This window comes from Aquidulcibacter sp. (assembly GCF_020253525.1).
Lineage (GTDB): Bacteria > Pseudomonadota > Alphaproteobacteria > Caulobacterales > Aquidulcibacteraceae > Aquidulcibacter.
The window spans coordinates 1-16,374 of record NZ_JADCBK010000126.1; the positions used below are offsets into that span (position 1 = coordinate 1).

17 protein-coding genes and 1 pseudogene are annotated in these 16,374 nt (G+C 55.2%); 12 read left to right on the forward strand and 6 right to left on the reverse strand.

Going from position 1 to position 16,374, the window contains the following annotated elements; all coding sequences use genetic code 11:
- Both IOB61_RS13610 and IOB61_RS13615 read right to left on the reverse strand, forming a co-directional pair.
- A pseudogene (locus IOB61_RS13610) lies at positions 1 to 377 on the reverse strand (crotonyl-CoA carboxylase/reductase); the annotation flags it as partial.
- Positions 378 to 591: 214 nt separating this feature from the next.
- Positions 592 to 1,554: a bifunctional helix-turn-helix transcriptional regulator/GNAT family N-acetyltransferase gene (locus tag IOB61_RS13615; RefSeq protein WP_290817767.1), complete on the reverse strand. Its 963-nt coding sequence runs from the start codon at positions 1,552 to 1,554 to the stop codon at positions 592 to 594.
- Between the two features lie 161 nt (positions 1,555 to 1,715).
- Between IOB61_RS13615 and IOB61_RS13620 the strand changes: the two genes are divergently transcribed.
- The 7 genes from IOB61_RS13620 to IOB61_RS13650 all read left to right on the forward strand — a co-directional run bounded on the left by IOB61_RS13620 (position 1,716) and on the right by IOB61_RS13650 (position 7,626).
- Complete coding sequence (locus IOB61_RS13620; protein WP_290817770.1) at positions 1,716 to 3,701, forward strand: protein meaA; 1,986 nt, start codon at positions 1,716 to 1,718, stop codon at positions 3,699 to 3,701.
- 96 nt (positions 3,702 to 3,797) lie between these two features.
- Positions 3,798 to 4,406: a hypothetical protein gene (locus tag IOB61_RS13625; protein ID WP_290817773.1), complete on the forward strand. Its 609-nt coding sequence runs from the start codon at positions 3,798 to 3,800 to the stop codon at positions 4,404 to 4,406.
- A gap of 9 nt (positions 4,407 to 4,415) precedes the next feature.
- Entirely contained in the window at positions 4,416 to 5,090 is a 675-nt protein-coding gene (locus IOB61_RS13630; protein ID WP_290817776.1) for a hypothetical protein, read from the forward strand.
- Between the two features lie 3 nt (positions 5,091 to 5,093).
- Positions 5,094 to 5,711: a hypothetical protein gene (locus tag IOB61_RS13635; protein WP_290817779.1), complete on the forward strand. Its 618-nt coding sequence runs from the start codon at positions 5,094 to 5,096 to the stop codon at positions 5,709 to 5,711.
- 18 nt (positions 5,712 to 5,729) lie between these two features.
- Complete coding sequence (locus IOB61_RS13640; RefSeq protein WP_290817782.1) at positions 5,730 to 6,332, forward strand: hypothetical protein; 603 nt, start codon at positions 5,730 to 5,732, stop codon at positions 6,330 to 6,332.
- Positions 6,333 to 6,349: 17 nt separating this feature from the next.
- Positions 6,350 to 6,979: a hypothetical protein gene (locus IOB61_RS13645; RefSeq protein WP_290817785.1), complete on the forward strand. Its 630-nt coding sequence runs from the start codon at positions 6,350 to 6,352 to the stop codon at positions 6,977 to 6,979.
- Positions 6,976 to 7,626, forward strand: a complete 651-nt coding sequence (locus IOB61_RS13650) for a hypothetical protein (RefSeq protein ID WP_290817788.1) — start codon at positions 6,976 to 6,978, stop codon at positions 7,624 to 7,626. The genes IOB61_RS13645 and IOB61_RS13650 overlap by 4 nt, the downstream gene beginning before the upstream one ends.
- Here IOB61_RS13650 and IOB61_RS13655 read toward each other — a convergent pair.
- Entirely contained in the window at positions 7,607 to 8,431 is an 825-nt protein-coding gene (locus IOB61_RS13655; RefSeq protein WP_290817791.1) for a sulfite exporter TauE/SafE family protein, read from the reverse strand. The two genes, IOB61_RS13650 and IOB61_RS13655, sit on opposite strands and share 20 nt — an antisense overlap.
- Complete coding sequence (gene dusA / locus IOB61_RS13660) at positions 8,431 to 9,444, reverse strand: tRNA dihydrouridine(20/20a) synthase DusA (protein WP_290817794.1); 1,014 nt, start codon at positions 9,442 to 9,444, stop codon at positions 8,431 to 8,433. Before dusA ends, IOB61_RS13655 begins: the two co-directional genes overlap by 1 nt.
- 724 nt (positions 9,445 to 10,168) lie before the next feature.
- On the opposite strand from dusA, the gene metG reads away from it, so the two are divergent.
- A complete protein-coding gene (metG, locus tag IOB61_RS13665; RefSeq protein WP_290817796.1) occupies positions 10,169 to 11,878 on the forward strand; it encodes a methionine--tRNA ligase in 1,710 nt (569 codons plus the stop codon).
- Between the two features lie 3 nt (positions 11,879 to 11,881).
- Entirely contained in the window at positions 11,882 to 12,532 is a 651-nt protein-coding gene (locus IOB61_RS13670) for a glutathione S-transferase family protein (protein ID WP_290817799.1), read from the forward strand.
- A 77-nt stretch (positions 12,533 to 12,609) separates the two neighbouring features.
- Here IOB61_RS13670 and IOB61_RS13675 read toward each other — a convergent pair whose 3' ends face one another.
- Both IOB61_RS13675 and IOB61_RS13680 read right to left on the reverse strand, forming a co-directional pair.
- The gene (locus IOB61_RS13675) at positions 12,610 to 13,116 is read right to left on the reverse strand and encodes a porin family protein (protein WP_290817802.1); all 507 of its coding nucleotides are present in this window, start codon (positions 13,114 to 13,116) and stop codon (positions 12,610 to 12,612) included.
- A 452-nt stretch (positions 13,117 to 13,568) separates the two neighbouring features.
- Positions 13,569 to 14,015 (reverse strand): PaaI family thioesterase, encoded by a 447-nt coding sequence (locus IOB61_RS13680; RefSeq protein ID WP_290817805.1) that lies wholly within the window; start codon positions 14,013 to 14,015, stop codon positions 13,569 to 13,571.
- 96 nt (positions 14,016 to 14,111) lie between these two features.
- Between IOB61_RS13680 and IOB61_RS13685 the strand changes: the two genes are divergently transcribed.
- From IOB61_RS13685 to IOB61_RS13695, 3 genes are all read left to right on the forward strand, one after another.
- On the forward strand, positions 14,112 to 15,263 hold the full coding sequence (locus tag IOB61_RS13685; RefSeq protein WP_290817808.1) for an acyl-CoA dehydrogenase family protein: 1,152 nt from the start codon (positions 14,112 to 14,114) through the stop codon (positions 15,261 to 15,263).
- A gap of 4 nt (positions 15,264 to 15,267) precedes the next feature.
- Positions 15,268 to 15,579 carry a DUF3253 domain-containing protein gene (locus IOB61_RS13690; RefSeq protein WP_290817811.1) on the forward strand — a complete coding sequence of 104 codons (312 nt, stop codon included), beginning with the start codon at positions 15,268 to 15,270 and terminating at the stop codon, positions 15,577 to 15,579.
- A gap of 13 nt (positions 15,580 to 15,592) precedes the next feature.
- On the forward strand, positions 15,593 to 16,374 hold a 782-nt coding region (locus IOB61_RS13695), incomplete at its 3' end, for an alpha/beta fold hydrolase (protein ID WP_290817814.1).

Sequence of the window (16,374 nt, forward strand, 5' to 3'; positions counted from 1 at the left end):
ACTTCATCGCCGGGCTTCCAGCGTTTGACGTTCTTGCCCACAGCCCAGACAATCCCGGCAGCGTCGGAACCCACAACGGCATAATCTTGGTCATAGCCATCCAGCACGCTGACAGGTTCACCCAACCCCGCCCAAACACCGTTATAATTGACCCCAGCAGCCATCACCAACAGGAGGACTTCATCATTATCAATCTCAGGCGTCGGCAGAACTTCCAGCTGCATCGCCTTGAGTGGGCGGCCATGGCGCTCTTTGCGGATTGCCCAGCCCCACATGGTTTTGGGGACATGATAAGCAGGTGGAATTTTGCCGACGGGATAGAGATCGAGCAAGGGCTCACCCGAAACTGGCGGTGCCGCTACATCTGTTGTCGTCATCCCGAACTCTCCCGCTGAACGTGCTTGGCGCGATGGTTTTTCGCATTTTGTGGAAATTGGTTTCTCAATAGTCCGAATTAGAGGCAGAAACGTGCGCTTCAAGCCCCAATCGGACCTTGCCTGAGCCAAACTCTTCTGCTGCGCTGCAGCATAATTTGTCAAGCTGTTTTTAGCCCCGCTAGAAGAACCATTCTAACTAGCGGACAAAACCAATCTAAGCGGCCTGCGGGCGATAGCGCATAGCCACATCGCAACGCTCATAGCTGCAGCCATAACGGGCCATAATGTCGGGGTCATGCACAAAGCCTAGCTTTTCATAGAGGTGGAGAGCGGCTTCGCAGGTGTGGTTGGTGAGCAGGAAGAGGGTATCTATCCCCCGTTCTTCGGCCCGTGTTAAAGTCGCGGCCAATAAATGTTCGCCCGCCTTTTGTCCGCGCATGGAGTCAAGCACACCCATTTTGGTCAATTCGACGGCCCCATCGTCGGTCGGCATCAGAGCGCATGTTCCTACCACCCCATCTTTTTCGGTGGCGATGAACAAGATCTCACCACCCCGGTCGAGAATTTCTGCTTGAGGATTGCTGAGCACATCCACATCATGCGGCTCCAACTTGAACATGGCAGAGATCCAAGCCGCATTGATGTCATAAAAGGCTTTCGCCAAGTCAGGCGAGATCGTCTCACTTGCTTGAATCACGGAGAAAGGATTGGTGACACGCTCAAACATGGATCGCTCCGCCAGATGGGTTTCAAAAAGGGTGAGAAGGGCTAAGAATTCCGGTTCGCGCCCACCTAAAAGGTCCGAGACTGCAGCGCCAACCTTGGGCCAGACGCGGTGTTTGGTTTCTGCAAGAATGGCCCGACCAGAGTGGGTCAGCGCAATCTGCTTGGCGCGCGCATCGCCCGGATTTTGGTCGGTGGTGATCAGGCCTGCGTCGCGCAGGGCGGCCACGGTGCGCGTCATGGCGGGCTGGCTAAAGCCGACAGTGGCGACCGCTTCCATAATGCTTAAGGGGCCATACCGATCAAGTGCTGCTAGAAGCGCCAAATGGCTGGGCTGGATGGCCAGGCCAGCTTGATCGAGAATCGCCGTGGCGTCGGCCAAAAGCCGCTCTGCCAAGCGCTTCAGACGGCTTCCCAGCACCACATGGCCTAAATCTTGAAGAATATCTGGCATCAACCGCTCATTTGTATAACATGTTATGTATATCCCCGCCCTCCTATCGGTCAAGCAAATTTTAGCGAGAATGGCTCTCTATTTCAGTGTTCTTGGAAGATTTTGCCGCTTGCCTAGCAGGTATCAGGCATGGCAATGCTGCAGTGCACAAGGACACACGCATGACCGATAAACCCTTCCAACACGCCCCCGACAAGCCCTGGATCTTCCGCACCTATGCTGGCCATTCCACGGCAGAAAAGTCGAATGCGCTTTATCGGGCCAATTTGGCGGCCGGGCAGACGGGCCTGTCGGTGGCGTTCGATCTGCCGACGCAGACAGCCTATGAGGCCGACCATGTCTTGGCCAAGGGCGAAGTGGGCAAGGTGGGCGTGCCCGTCAGCCATTTGGGCGACATGCGGGCCTTGTTCAAAGATATTCCGCTGGAGACCATGAACACCAGCATGACGATTAATGCGCCTGCTGCGTGGCTCTTGGCGCTTTATGTCGCTTTGGCCGACGAGCAGGGGGCAGACCGCAAGAAGCTGCAGGGCACCACCCAGAATGATTTGATCAAGGAATATCTCTCGCGTGGAACTTACGTGTTCCCACCAGCCCCCAGCTTGAAAATTACGGCCGATACGATTGCTTGGTGCCTCAAAGAAACGCCTAAATTCAATCCGATGAATGTGTGCTCCTATCATTTGCAAGAAGCAGGGGCGACGCCGGAACAAGAATTGGCCTTTGCGCTGGCCACTGCCATTGCCGTTTTAGATGAAGTCAAAGCCCAAGGCCAAGTTCTGCCAGAGGATTTCCCCGCCGTGGTTGGCCGCATCAGTTTCTTCGTCAATGCCGGCATCCGCTTTGTGACAGAGCTGTGCAAAATGCGCGCCTTCAACGTCTTGTGGGACGAGATTTGTAAGGACCGCTATGGCGTGACCGATCCTGCCATGCGCCGCTTCCGCTATGGCGTGCAGGTCAATTCCTTGGGCCTGACAGAGCCGCAGCCTGAAAACAACGTCTATCGCATTTTGCTTGAAACCTTAGCCGTGACCATGAGCAAGGATGCCCGGGCGCGGGCTGTGCAATTGCCGGCTTGGAACGAGGCCTTAGGCCTGCCACGGCCATGGGACCAGCAATGGAGCTTGAGGCTTCAGCAAATCCTCGCCTATGAAACCGATCTTCTCGAATATGAGGATTTGTTCGCGGGCTCTCATGTCGTGGAAAAAAAGGTCGCCGAATTGGTGGCTGGTGCGAAGGCAGAGCTTGCAAAGATTGATGCGCTCGGTGGGGCGGTGGCGGCTGTGCCCTATATGAAGGAAGGCCTCGTCCAATCCAATCGCGACCGCTTGTTGGGCATTGAAAGCGGTAGCCAAGTGGTGGTCGGGGTTAATCGCTGGTCCGACACCGAACAATCTCCCTTGTCGGCAGGCGAAGGCTCTATCCAGACGGTCGACCCCATGGTGGAAGCCGATCAGATTAAGCGCTTGAATGCGTGGCGCGCGGCGCGCGATAGCGCTGCTGTCGAGGCGGCTTTGGCAGAATTGGAAGCCGCAGCGCGTGAAAACCGCAATATTATGGAGCCTTCGATTGCGTGCGCCAAAGCCGGTGTCACCACGGGGGAGTGGGGGGCTTTGCTGCGCCGGGTTTATGGCGAATATCGCGCGCCAACCGGTGTCTCGCTACTTGTGAATATCGAGGGCGAAGATATTGAAGCCGTGTCGAAAAAGGTCGATGTCCTCAGCGAGAAACTGGGTCGTCGCTTGGCCTTTTTGGTGGGCAAGCCTGGCCTTGATGGCCATTCCAACGGGGCTGAACAAATTGCCTCACGTGCGCGTGCCGTCGGCATGGATGTGACCTATGAAGGCATCCGCATGACACCGGAAGAAATCGTCGCCCGCGCCGCCGAAAAGAAGGCCCATGCGGTGGGTCTGTCGATCCTTTCAGGCTCGCATCTCGATCTCGTCCGCGATGTGGTGGCCCGCATGCGCGCGGCAGGACTGGAACATGTCCCCGTGGTGGTCGGCGGGATCATCCCGCCAGAAGATGCGCGCGCCTTGAAACAATTTGGCGTCGCTGCCGTCTATACGCCGAAGGACTTTAAAATCACCGAAATCATGGGCGATTTGGTCGATATCGTTGAAGCTCGGGTCGAGCAATTGGTCTAAGTAGGGCTTTCCATCCCGCGCAAATCCTAGGTTGCCAGATCGCCCAATTGGCCTTAGCCTTCCCCTATTGAAGGTGGTGCGTGATTGGAGGCGGGATTGGGTAGACCGACAAACAAGCTTGGGATTGAGATCGCCCAAACGCCGGAAGACAAGATCACGGCTGGCTTAAACGAGGTTTTTGGCTTTCTGATCAGTGGTCTGTTCACTCTGATGCTAACGTTGGCAGGCTGCGTACCCCTGTTTGGCAAGCTGGGGTTGGACGACGCAGGCACGACATTCCTCGAGCAAGTGAGCATCTATGCGAGCTCGATCTTCTTGGTCATCAGTGTCATTGCGCTTTTTGCGGGCGGCAAATCACTCTTTCGAAGACTTTCTATCCAACCTGTTTTGATTACTGGTAGGGTGCGGAGCTGGAGGACGCCCTCACTCCTCATCAGTGTGGTGGCTGCCGTTGTTTGGGTGGGGGGTTTTGTTTTGGTGGTTGCAACCTCTTACTTTGACTTCACGCAAGGCCGGGACTCCTCTTCGGCGCTGCGCTTCTTGAGTGTTCCTCAAGTTCTCGGTGGGTGCCTAGGTGTATGCGCCATGATCGCCGCTGCGTTGGAAACTCTTGAGTGGGTCCAAGACATTCGTCGGAATCAAACCGCGCCCACTAAACAAGCCGAACAAGAACCCCAATTGCCCAGCTGGGCTAAGACTTTATAGGACGGGGTGATGGCTTTTCTTATAAGTTCAGAGCCGCCCGTTGCACCGTCGGTGCCCCAAGGAAAATATGGGCCAATCGCCCCAGATCGGGAGACGAAAATTCAAGCGGCATTGGGTGAGATTGATCGTGCGATGATTGGCTTCATTCTTGCGGTCAGCATGGCATTTTCGTCTTCACTCGTGCTCATTGAGAATACGAAGGATTTTGGAAATGGGTGGCTAGCCGATCTATTGGGATTTTGGTGGCTTCCCTATTGGATAACTTGGTTCTGGAGCATGAGGGCAGTTCGAAAATCTCGCGCTGCTTGGCCCCAGTTTCACTCGGGCAAGTCTGAGAGCATTTTTTTGCCGTCAAATTTACTTCTTTCGGCAGGCATTCTTTTGCTTGTTTGGCAAACACTTGTTTTAACCGTCACGATTGTAACTTACTTATTCAGCCGTGATTTTCCGTCGTCTAACTTAGTTTTGAGCGGAGTGTTTTTCCATTACCTATTGGCCAGTGTAAGTTTCTCAGCTTTGTGGGCCATTTCGGATTTGGTGAAAGTGTATGAAACAATTCAATGGATAAAAGTTCTGAATGGCCAGAAAAACATAGAGAAGCCTTTCCAAGGGCAGACTCTGACTGAAGCACCAGTCCATCATCCGGTATCGCCCAGCTTCGAAAGAACGTCTGAGGAGAATTAAAGCATGACTGAACCCGTTAGCCACACCGCCGAAGTCCGCAAGTTTCTGTTCTTCAAGGATTCTCGTCCGATTGCGCCGAGCATTGACGATAAAATCAACTCGGCAGTGCAGGAGATGAAAGAACAAGTTGGGGGTGGCTTCGCGGGCTTGTCTCTGTTGGCCATCGCTTTGAATCTCGATGATTTGATAAAGTTTCAGCCTTCTATTGACGGTTGGGAATTCTTCCTTTTGGCTATTTGTGTGCTGGCAAGCCTGGGTATCTTCGCAAGCCTAGCTCAAGCGAACTCTAGGGATTTTCAATGCGGCATTCAGGGCAAGCGGACCCACGTGACCAGCATTCTGTCATCTGCAGCAACCCTTGCAATGATTTGGACCTTTGCAGCGGCGGCAGCGGGATATGTTTTTACCGCGCAGCTTGAGCAACTCTATGAAACTCGTGGAACAGCCTTGTTGGTGACGGCGCTTCTGACGCTATTGAGTGCCTTGCGCGCCATCCAAGAACGCATTCAATGGATTCTCGATCTGCGGGCAGAGCAGGGCCAGGTGTCGGCGCAACGTGCCGATGGCGAGGCGGCCAGCCCGAAGTCGGGGCCTGCTTGGTTTCAGCGACCAACGAATTGATCCAGCAAGGCTTTCCCCATGTCTGACAAGCACCCAAGCCCCAATAAAATCCTGTTCCGAACCGACGAACGGCCTTTAGCGCCCGATGTGGAGACGCGGATTAGCTGCGCGATTTCCGAGATTGGGACAGCTGGTGTTCAAGTGGTGAGCAGTCTGATGTTTATCGGTTTCCTGCTCCTCATTCGCGCTGGGGAAGCGGAGGATATTTCCGTTGCGCAATCGATCTTTGGCCCACTCTTGATGGTGTTTGCATCAATCCTCTTGCTCGTGACTGGCGCACATGAGTGGTTTCCACGTTCGGTTTTTCAAAGTGGTGTTCCCACGGATCAGACCCGTTTGAGCCGAATTCTTTTGGTGATCGCGATGGCTGCCCTAGCTGGCCTGATGGTTAACCTCGTTCTTTTGATGCTGAACATGGCTGAGCGAAGCGACCTCTACTTCGCAGAATTGGCTGGTCTTTACGCAACCTGCGCGCTGGCAAGCTACGGAAGCTCAATTCTCGTCAGAGCCCGCTGGATTCTCGAGCTGCGGGCAGAACAAGGCCATAAGCTGCCACTCGACACGGATGGCGAAGATGCCAAGGGAGCTCGCACTGCTTGGTACGAGCGGCCAACCAAATGAAAGAGCGAGGCTCCTCCATGTCTGACAAACACCCAAGCCCCAATCAAATCCTGTTCTGGACCGACAAGCGGCCTTTAGCGCCCGATGTGGAGACGCGGATTAGCTGTGCAATTGCGGAGGCTATCGGCACGATTGCGGCAATGGCATCGTTTCTGGTGTTTATTTGCCTCATCTATCACTTTGGTGTGTGGAGACAGGACTTTAGCGGCGCCGATATAAAAGCCGAAATTTCACTTGCGATGATGTTCGTCGCGGTGGCGCTGATTTATGCGATTGGGAACAATTTGGCGAAACGAACTGGCGGACGAAATGTCCTGTTTCAAAGCGGAATTCCCCTTGCACGGACACGTGTTAGCCGTTTCATCAAGATGATGTTCCATGCGACCTTGGCTGTCTTTCTACTTGCATTGGTTTACAGCTATGTTGTTGGCCAACACCGGGGTGGAATTTTTGATACCTATTCCGTTGAGATGATGGTTTTCGCTGCCATTTTGGGGCTTGCCGCCGGGATTGCTGCTGCGCAAGAAAGGTTGGGCTGGGTCCTCGATCTGCGCGCACAGCAAGGGCACCACTTGGCTCTTGAGGCCGACAGCGACGACGCCATTCGGGAGCCCAGTTCGCTACAGGTGGAGCGGCCAACGAAATGACAAAGCGTGTCCTTCCAGACTATCAGCCGCTGACTTTTCGAAGGATTTTCTCCCCGACGAAACGCCAAATTGCGCCGGACGTGGAAACAAAAATCACCTGCGCGATTGCCGAGGCGCGCGCGGATGCATCCTTATCGGCGCTGGTATTGATCCTTATTGGGTTGCCTTACTTTGTGAACGAAAGCAGTAACGTCGCATTTTTCAGCAATCCAATATATCCTCTCGTCACGGTCGCGGTCTTTGTAATTTACGGCCTAGGTGCGGTGGTCGCCTCGCAAAATCTGCCTAAATCGAACGGTCAAAACCTCGCATTCAGAAGTGGCATTCCGGGGTCTAAGACAAGGCTCAGTGGGTTGATACTCTGGGTCTGGATGATTTTGGCCTTTGCTTATTTCGGAGCGCTCATGGCTCACAGCCTTGGTTCTGTTTGGCCTCAGCCTCTAATCAACAACCAAGTCATGGTCATGGCCATGGGTGTCGCGGTCGCAGTTCTTTATTCAGCCCGCCGCGTGCAAGAATTATTGCTGTGGGTCCTCGAACTTCGTGCGCAGCAGGGGCATGAAATCCAGTTAGAACTGCACCCAATGGCCGCGCCAATGACAGTAGAAAATGATTGGTGGAAGAAGCCTAAGTCACCAGCGCCTTGATCACCACCGCTAGGGCCGTGAAGGCCAGATAGGCTCCAAAGGCGCGGCGCAGCATGGTTTTGTCTAAACGGTGGGCGAGCTTGGCGCCATAAGGGGCAACAGCCCCGGTCAAGAGCGCCAAAATGATAAAGCCCGGCACATTGATATAGCCGAGCGACAGAGGCGGTCTGCCTTCCGCGCCCCAGCCCATCGCGATAAAGCCCAAGGTCGCGGGCACCGCAATGGCGACGCCGAAGCCTGAAGCGGTCGCCACTGCCTGATGGATTGGCCTGCCGGCCAAAGTCATAACGGCAGAGCCAAAGGCCCCGCCACCTATGCCCATCAGGGCCGAAACGGCACCAAGGCTGGCCCCAACGCCGGCGCGTGCTGGCCCGGTCGGGACGTCGGCCATGATGGTCCAGCTTTCCTTGCCAAGGCCCATATAGGCCGCCAAGGCAATGGCAAAGGCCCCATAAATCAAGCCCAAGGTTGCCTTATCGGCAAAGCCTGCCAGCACCGCGCCAATGATGGCCCCCAAAGCGATCCATGGAATAAAGCCTTTGAGAACACCCTCATCTACCGCCCCATGCTTGCGGTGGGCGGCAACCGAGCGCAGCGAGGTGGTGATGATGGTCGACAAGCTGGTGCCCACCGCCACATGCAGATTGGCTTCCCCGCCCAGTCCAAACACGCCAAACGCATAAAAAAGGGCAGGGACGAGGACTGTCCCGCCACCGACGCCAAACAGCCCTGCGATGAGGCCGGCAAACACACCAGCCCCTGCCATGGCTGCTACCAGAATCAAAAGGTCTTGGAGTGGCGGCATCAGGCCGCGATCTCGCCGCGATTGGCAAAGCGGGTGGCTTCGCGTTCAATCAGCTCCAGCGCGCGGTCATAGACTTCAATGCCCGCGCCTGCGCGGCTCTCTTCGCCCAATTGCCGCCGGAACATGCGGGCACCGGGCTTGCCCGCAAATAGGCCCAGCATGTGGCGGGTAATCGCATGCAGCGGCACGCCCTCGGCCAAGCGCCGCTCCACATAGGGCCGATAGGCGCGATAAGCCTCTTCAGGGCGCACAAGCTCAGTATCGTGTCCCAAAATCTCCCGATCCACCCGCCCCAGAAGGGACGGATCATGATAGGCAGCTCGGCCGAGCATCACGCCATTTAGGCCTCTAACCGCTTCTTGGGCCTGCTCAATACTGCTGATCCCCCCATTCAAAATGATGGTGAGCTGGGGGTGGGCTGCTTTGAGTGCGCGCACCAGATCATAGTCTAAGGGCGGGATCTCGCGATTATCCTTGGGCGACAGGCCCTTCAAGATAGCCTTGCGCGCATGCACAATAAAAACGGTCACCCCAGCCTGGGCTACTGTCTCGACAAAGTTGAATAGGCTTTCGTGGGGGTCTTGGTCATCCACGCCCAGCCGGTTCTTCACCGTGACGGGCAAATGCGTGGCGGCTTGCATGGCACTCACACATTCTGCCACCAAGTCAGGCTCTCGCATCAGGCAAGCGCCAAACCGTCCGGACTGCACGCGGTCGGATGGACAGCCGACATTTAAATTTATCTCCCCATAGCCAAAGTCCGTGCTAATTTTGGTGGCTTCAGCAAGCTTATGGGGATCAGAGCCACCAATTTGTATCGCAACAGGGTGTTCACACGCGTCAAAGCCGATCAGGCGGTTTCTATCGCCATGCATCAAAGCATCCGCCGTGACCATCTCTGTATAGAGCAGGGCACCTTTAGACAGCGTACGGTGAAACGCCCGGCAATGCCGGTCTGTCCATTCCATCATCGGGGCAACGCAAAAGCGCCTGTCTAGGTTCTCGGAAGTCATGGCCGCTCCATGCCTTTTTTAGCCCCAAAACGCAAATCTGCAAAAAAATGCACACAGGGCAAAAAATGTGTTTGACACATGTGGTGTATTATAGTAGTAATACACCCATGCACTACAGCAGTGCAGCACAAACACAACGACAGACCAACAGGAGAAACCAACATGATCACTTTTATCGTCACAATCTGGCTCAGCGCTTTAGGTGCCGGCATGGCCACAATGGCAGCCACCGAACGCAACTAAGCAAAACGCTCTAACCCTCCCCCAAAACCTCCCCCTCTAAAAAACGAACAAGGAAAACCACCATGATCACGCTCGCAATCACCGCTTGGCTCAGCCTTTTAGGCGCAGGTCTAGCTTCTATGGCCGCCGCAGAGCGCGCCTAAAGCTCAATCTTCCTCCACGCCATCTCCTCTCGCCCTCCATAATTCGTCTCTAAACCCCACCAAACCCGCTCCTCCCCGAGCTTCACACAAAGGATAACAACCATGATCAACCTTATTGTCGCCGCCTGGCTTTCCGCAGTCGCCTCTGGCCTTTTGGGCATGGCCGCATCTGACCGGCACTAAATCAACCGGCATCGTTAGCCCCTACGCCTCCAACGTCCTCACGATGCCCAAACTGGGGCCGGTTCAGCCGGCCCTATTTTTTTGCGTCATGTTTTGTCTGGGGCTTATGCGGTCCAAGCCTTGGATGGCGCGCTCAAATCGCCTACATCATGGCCATGGCTCGTTTTCTCATCACTTCTGCGCTTCCTTACATTAATGGCATCAAACATCTCGGCAATTTGGCGGGGTCGATGTTGCCCGCGGATGTGCATGCGCGTTTCCGTCGCCTGCAAGGCCATGAGGTCCTGTTCATCTGCGCAACTGACGAGCACGGCACGCCGGCTGAATTGGCCGCGGCAGAGGCGGGCATGTCGACCAAAGCCTATTGCGATGAGCAGCATGACATTCAGCGCAAGGCAGGCGAGGGCTTCCATCTATCGTTTGACTGGTTTGGCCGTTCATCCAGCGCCCAAAACTATGCCCTGACCCAACATTTTGCCGAGATGTTGGAGGCCAATGGCCTGTTGGAAGAGCGCGTAACCAAACAGGTCTATTGCATTGATGACGCCCGCTTTCTGCCCGACCGCTATGTGGAGGGGACATGCCCAATCTGTGGGTTTGAGGATGCGCGCGGCGACCAATGCGATAATTGCGGCTCCTTGCTCGACCCCACGCAGCTGAAGAACCCGCGCTCAAAAATTTCGGGCTCTACCAATATTGAGGTACGCGACACCGCCCATCTCTTCCTGCGTCAGCCCTTGATGGAAGAGAAGATCCGCGCGTGGGTCGATGCCGCGCAGGATTGGCCGCATTTGGCGCGCTCCATTGCCTATAAGTGGCTAGACGAAGGGTTGCAGGATCGGGCCATCACGCGCGATCTGTCGTGGGGTGTGCCGGTCTTGAAAGATGGGAAACCTCGCCCGGGCTTTGAAAACAAAGTCTTCTATGTCTGGTTTGATGCGCCCATCGAATATATCGCCGCGACCGAAGAATGGGCGGAGGCCACAGGTGGTGACTGGAAGCGTTGGTGGCGTAATGATCAAGGTGCCGCGGATGTGACCTATGTGCAGGTAATGGGCAAAGACAATGTGGCATTCCACACGGTCTCCTTTCCGGTCACGATTCTGGGCTCGGGCGAGCCGTGGAAACTGGTTGACCGCTTGAAGGCCTTCAACTGGTTGACCTGGTATGGGGGGAAATTCTCCACCAGCCAAAAGCGCGGTATCTTTATGGATCAAGCGTTGGAACTTCTCATTGGCGATTATTGGCGCTGGTATCTGATGGCTAATGCGCCTGAAAGCTCTGATGCAGCTTTTACGCTCGAAGGCTTTCAAGCCACGGTGAATTCGGACCTTGCCAATGTGCTGGGCAATTTCGTCAATCGCATCATGAAGTTTGCTGCGGCCAAGTTTGAAGGCAAAGTGCCTGCAATCGGTGTGGCGGGCGAAGCCGAAGCCAAATTGTGGACCGAAGTCTCTGCCAAGATTGCGACAATCACCGCCTTCCATGAAGAGATGGAGTTCCGCAAAGCCGCCGCAGAAACCCGGGCCCTGTGGGCTTTGGGCAATGAATATCTGCAAACGGCAGCCCCTTGGACAGCGATCAAAACGGATGAAGCTTTAGCCGCTGTTGGGGTTCGTACAGGCCTGAACCTCGTCGCACTTTTTGCCATCTTGGCCCAACCCTTTGTGCCAGAAGCCGCAGGGCGGATTTTGGATGGCATTGGTGTGCCAGAGAAAAATCGGATGTGGCCAAAAGCCGATGATGCAAGTTTGCTGGACGCCCTGCCGCATGGGCTTCAAACCCACGTGCCAGACCTGTTGTTTGCCAAGATTGAAGAAGATCAGGTAAAGGCTTGGTCTGAACAATTTGGTGGCGGTGGCTAAGCCATGGTGACGACGCAGGCGACTGATCCTGTCCTATTTGTTGGTAATGGCGGCGGATCAATGCTCGCCGAGATTGTTCTTGGAATGGCGGGCGTTCGCTTCCGGGTGCAGGTGGCGTGCTGGGGCGATCATGGGCTTGAAAGCGAGGGCCTGCACGCCACCAACCCCTTGGGCCAAGTCCCAACCTTGGTCTTCCCCAATGGCACTGTCCTAACAGAAACAGCCGCGATTGTGCTGACAATCCACGACTCACGGCCTGATCTGGATTTGGTACCAGCACTAGATAGTGGCCTGCGCCCCTCTTTCTGGCGTTGGTTGATGTTTATCAATGCCGCAATCTATCCAACCTTCACCTATGGCGATTATCCTATGAAATGGGCGGATCAGGATGAGGCGGGGCCCCTGCGCACCCGGACCGACCAGCACCGCAAGCGCTTGATGCTCCATCTGGAGCAACAGGTGAGCCATCCGTGGTTTCTAGGGGAGACGTTTAGCACACTTGATCTTTACATCTGGATGTTGATCCAGTGGCGGCCGAAGCCGGATTGGTATCAGGCCCATGCGCCGAAACTTTATACCATCGCCAAGCGCGTCGATGATTTAAGTGTCGTCAAGCGTGTGATCGCGCGCAATGGGGTGAAGGCTCTGCCCTAGGGCAGGGGGGCTTAAGCAAAAAAGCCTCCCCAAAACTGAGGAGGCTTTTCTATTTCTGGCATTAAAGCCGTGTGGCTTTAGAATTTACGGACATAGCTAACGGCGTAGCCATTGCTGCCCTTGCCTTCGGTATAGCGTGTATAGTCCACACGGATACCATTGGCATCGTCGAGCATATACTGGCCACCCACGCCGACGGCGAACGAGCCATCGTCATCCTTCACCTTTACAGCACCGGTCTTCGCTTCACCCCATTGGTGGACATAGCCGGCGCGGCCGATCAGCGACAGGCGCTCTGCCACAGGTGCGCTGGCCACAGCGAAGGCACCCAAAGTGCCACGGTTCTTAACGGTCACACCATTGACCTTGTCGTCATTGACGCCAAAACCGCCTTCGCCTTCAACGGCAAAGTTCGGGGTGATTTGATAGCCAATACGGCCGTTCACCGTGCCGGTATCAGCAGTCTTGGTTTGGAAATGGTTGTAGCCACCATTGATATAGACTTGGCCAGCTGCATCTTGAGCAAAGCTAGGAGCCGAAGCAAAAGCGGTAACGGCCAAAACAGCGAGAGCGAAAATACGCATGATATAGTTCCTTTGTTCCTTCTGCGACCACATCCCACAAGCCTGAGTGGCTAAGGGACGATCGCTTTTTTGATCCAAAGGCTCCCGGGGTGTGACGCCGCTCTTTGTCGGTCGTCTAGAGCAACCCCGATCTATCTGGCTAAGAAAGATCGGATGAGCTGTTGCTCCATTATTGGTTTTGAGTGCAACTTTGATCCATTGGATCAAAACGCGCTCAGAGGGGAGGAGAGCCTTTCGACACGTCAAAGGTAGGGTCTCGCACCCCACTTCCGCAACTAACCATTCTGTCATGTTAGGCGTGCAAATAGGTAGTGTGATCAATAAGATACAGATTGTGGCGGAACCTTGTCCCCCAGATGAACCGTGGGTAAATGGCTACCCTTTTCGCCCCATTCGCGCCGCAATTGTCCCGAATTTATGTCAGACGAGACATGCAAAAATGCGGGATATAGTCACATGCCTATGCGTTTTAGGATCGCCGAATAGGCAAGCACTGGCTTATCCGATTGGGTCAGCACGCCACGGACGAACAACATGGTACGGGTTGCCCGCACAATATCAGCGGTTGATTCGATCAAAATACCGGGCTTGGCACCACCAACAAATTGGCTCTCAAACTGCATCGTCACACAGGGCTGCTCATTCATATAGTCATGACAATGGGCAAAAAGAGCAAAGTCCGCAAAGGTCATGAGGCAGCCGCCATGGATATTGCCCATGCCATTGCAATGGCGTTCCTCAGGCATAAAGGCACAAATGTATCCACCCTCTGACACGGGCTTCATATAAAAGGGGCCAGTCAGCGTCTCAAATGGGTCCGAGCCATTGCCCCACGTGGACCAGCCCGCAAATTCACCCTCGGTGACTAATTGTGGTTTGGATGGGGTATTCTCGCTCATGTGCAACAGGCTTTCTTTTAGGACTCGTCAGGAGGGTGGGGTGGGTCTTAAAGTGCTGAGCGAATAATACAAGAATGTCTGCTTCAGGAGATGCCAATGGCCTATGATTCTGAGACCACCCAAGAGCTGGTCAGCTTGGTTGCCCGCTTTGTTGCCGAAAAGCTGCGCCCGATTGAGGCGCAAGTCTCTGAAGAAGATGCCGTGCCTGATGCGATTGTCGCTCAGATGAAGGAATTGGGTCTCTATGGTCTGACGATTCCTGCCGACTATGGTGGGTTGGAATTGTCGATGGAGGCTGAATGCCGTGTGGCGTTTGAACTCGGCCGTACGAGCCCTGCTTTCCGCTCGTGCTTTGGCACCAATGTGGGCATTGGTGCGCAGGGTTTGGTTATGTTCGGGACAGAAGCACAAAAGCAGAAATATCTGCCAGGCATTGCCTCAGGCGAGATCGTCACCAGCTTCTGTCTTACTGAGGCCGAAGCAGGTTCTGATTCTGCCGCAGTGCAAACGACAGCACGTCTGGAGGGCGACCATTATGTGATGAATGGCTCCAAGCGCTATATCACCAATGCGAATAAGGCGGGCCTGTTTACTGTCATGGCGCGGACAAGTCCTGACGTGAAAGGGGCCAAAGGTGTCACCGCCTTTTTGGTTGAGCGCGATAGCCCCGGGCTCAGCATCGGCAAGCCTGAAAAGAAAATGGGCCAGCAAGGTGCCCATATTTGCGAAGTCTATTTCGACAATGTGAAAGTTCCAGTCGAGAACCGCTTAGGCGGGGAGGGCGAGGGCTTTAAAGTGGCGATGCAAGTGCTCGACCGTGGGCGACTGCATATTGCTTCAGTCTGCGTCGGCGTGGCCGAGCGCCTGATTGCCGATAGCCTAGCCTATGCGATGGAGCGCCAGCAATTTGGCAAACCAATTGCCGAGCATCAATTGATCCAGGCCATGTTGGCCGATTCAAAAACCGAAGCCTATGCGGCCAAGTCTATGGTGTTGGATGCGGCGCGCTTGCGCGATTCTGGTCAATCGATCACGTTGGAAGCCGCAGCGGCCAAATATTATGCTTCTGAAATGGTTGGTCGCGTGGCTGACAGGGCGGTGCAGATTTTCGGCGGCGCAGGCTATGTTGCCGATTATGGCATTGAGCGTTTCTACCGCGATGTGCGTATCTTCCGCATTTATGAAGGCACCAGCCAAATCCAACAAATCGTCATCGCGCGTGAGATGATGAAAGCGGCGAGGAGCTAAAGCCATGAGCCCGGAAGAAGCTGCCATTTTGTCCCTCATCGCCGCCTCGAAAAAAGGCCGGACGATTGATCCAACCGAAGTCGCCCGCGCCGTCTATACGGGCGAGGATCCAGATGGGTGGCGCAAACGTCTGCCATCTGTACGCCAGGCGGCCATTCATTTGGCGCGCTCTGGCCAGATCAGTATTTACCGCAAAGGTAAGGTCATTGATCCCAATGGCTTCAAGGGGGTTTATCGCTTGGGCGTTCCAGGCGAAATTGCAAATCCTGTCTCGCCCGATGATGAGCTTGAGGATGCGAGCGGGGTTGCGGAATAAGTTTGGGCTAATCGTGAAGCGGTGGACCACAGCTTTACTGGCGCTAACGGGCGTTTTGCTGGCCGCTTGCACGCCCGTGCGCCAAAATGCCCAGATTCCGGGACCTGAATATCAAGGCCCGCGCTTTACCCCGACCCAGTTTGTCAGCTTCGATGGCACGGCGCTCGGTCTTTCCACTTGGAAGGCGCAATCGGCAGAGCCCAAAGCCATCATCGTGGCACTCCACGGCATGAATGATTATGCGCGCGCGTTTGAGACAGCTGCGCCCTATTGGGCGGCCCATGGCATCACGACGTATGCGTATGACGCCCGCGGGTTTGGTCGCTCGCCCCAGCGCGGGGTTTGGGGCAATGAAGCCTTGATGATCCAGGATCTGCGTACGGCTTTGCAGGTGGCGCGGCAGACCCATCGGAACGTACCCATTGTCGCGGTGGGTGAAAGCATGGGGGCGGCAACCATATTGGCGGCCGCCGGAGAGGCAGAGGGCCTTGCGGCGGATAGGCTTGTCTTGATTGCACCCGCTGTATGGGGCTGGTCCAACTTACCGTTGGCCTACCGGATCTCATTATGGACAAGCGCGCATTTACCCGTATCCCGCAAGCCGTTTGACCCGCCTCGCACTGTAACGCGCACGATTATGGCATCGGACAATATCGAGATGTTGCGCCGCTTGGGCCGTGATCCAAACATGATTTTTGCGACCCGATTAGATGCCGTCTATGGGCTGGTGAATTTGATGGAGAAGGCCTATCGGGCGGCCGATAAGCTACCACCCCCAGCCTTGGTGCTTTATGG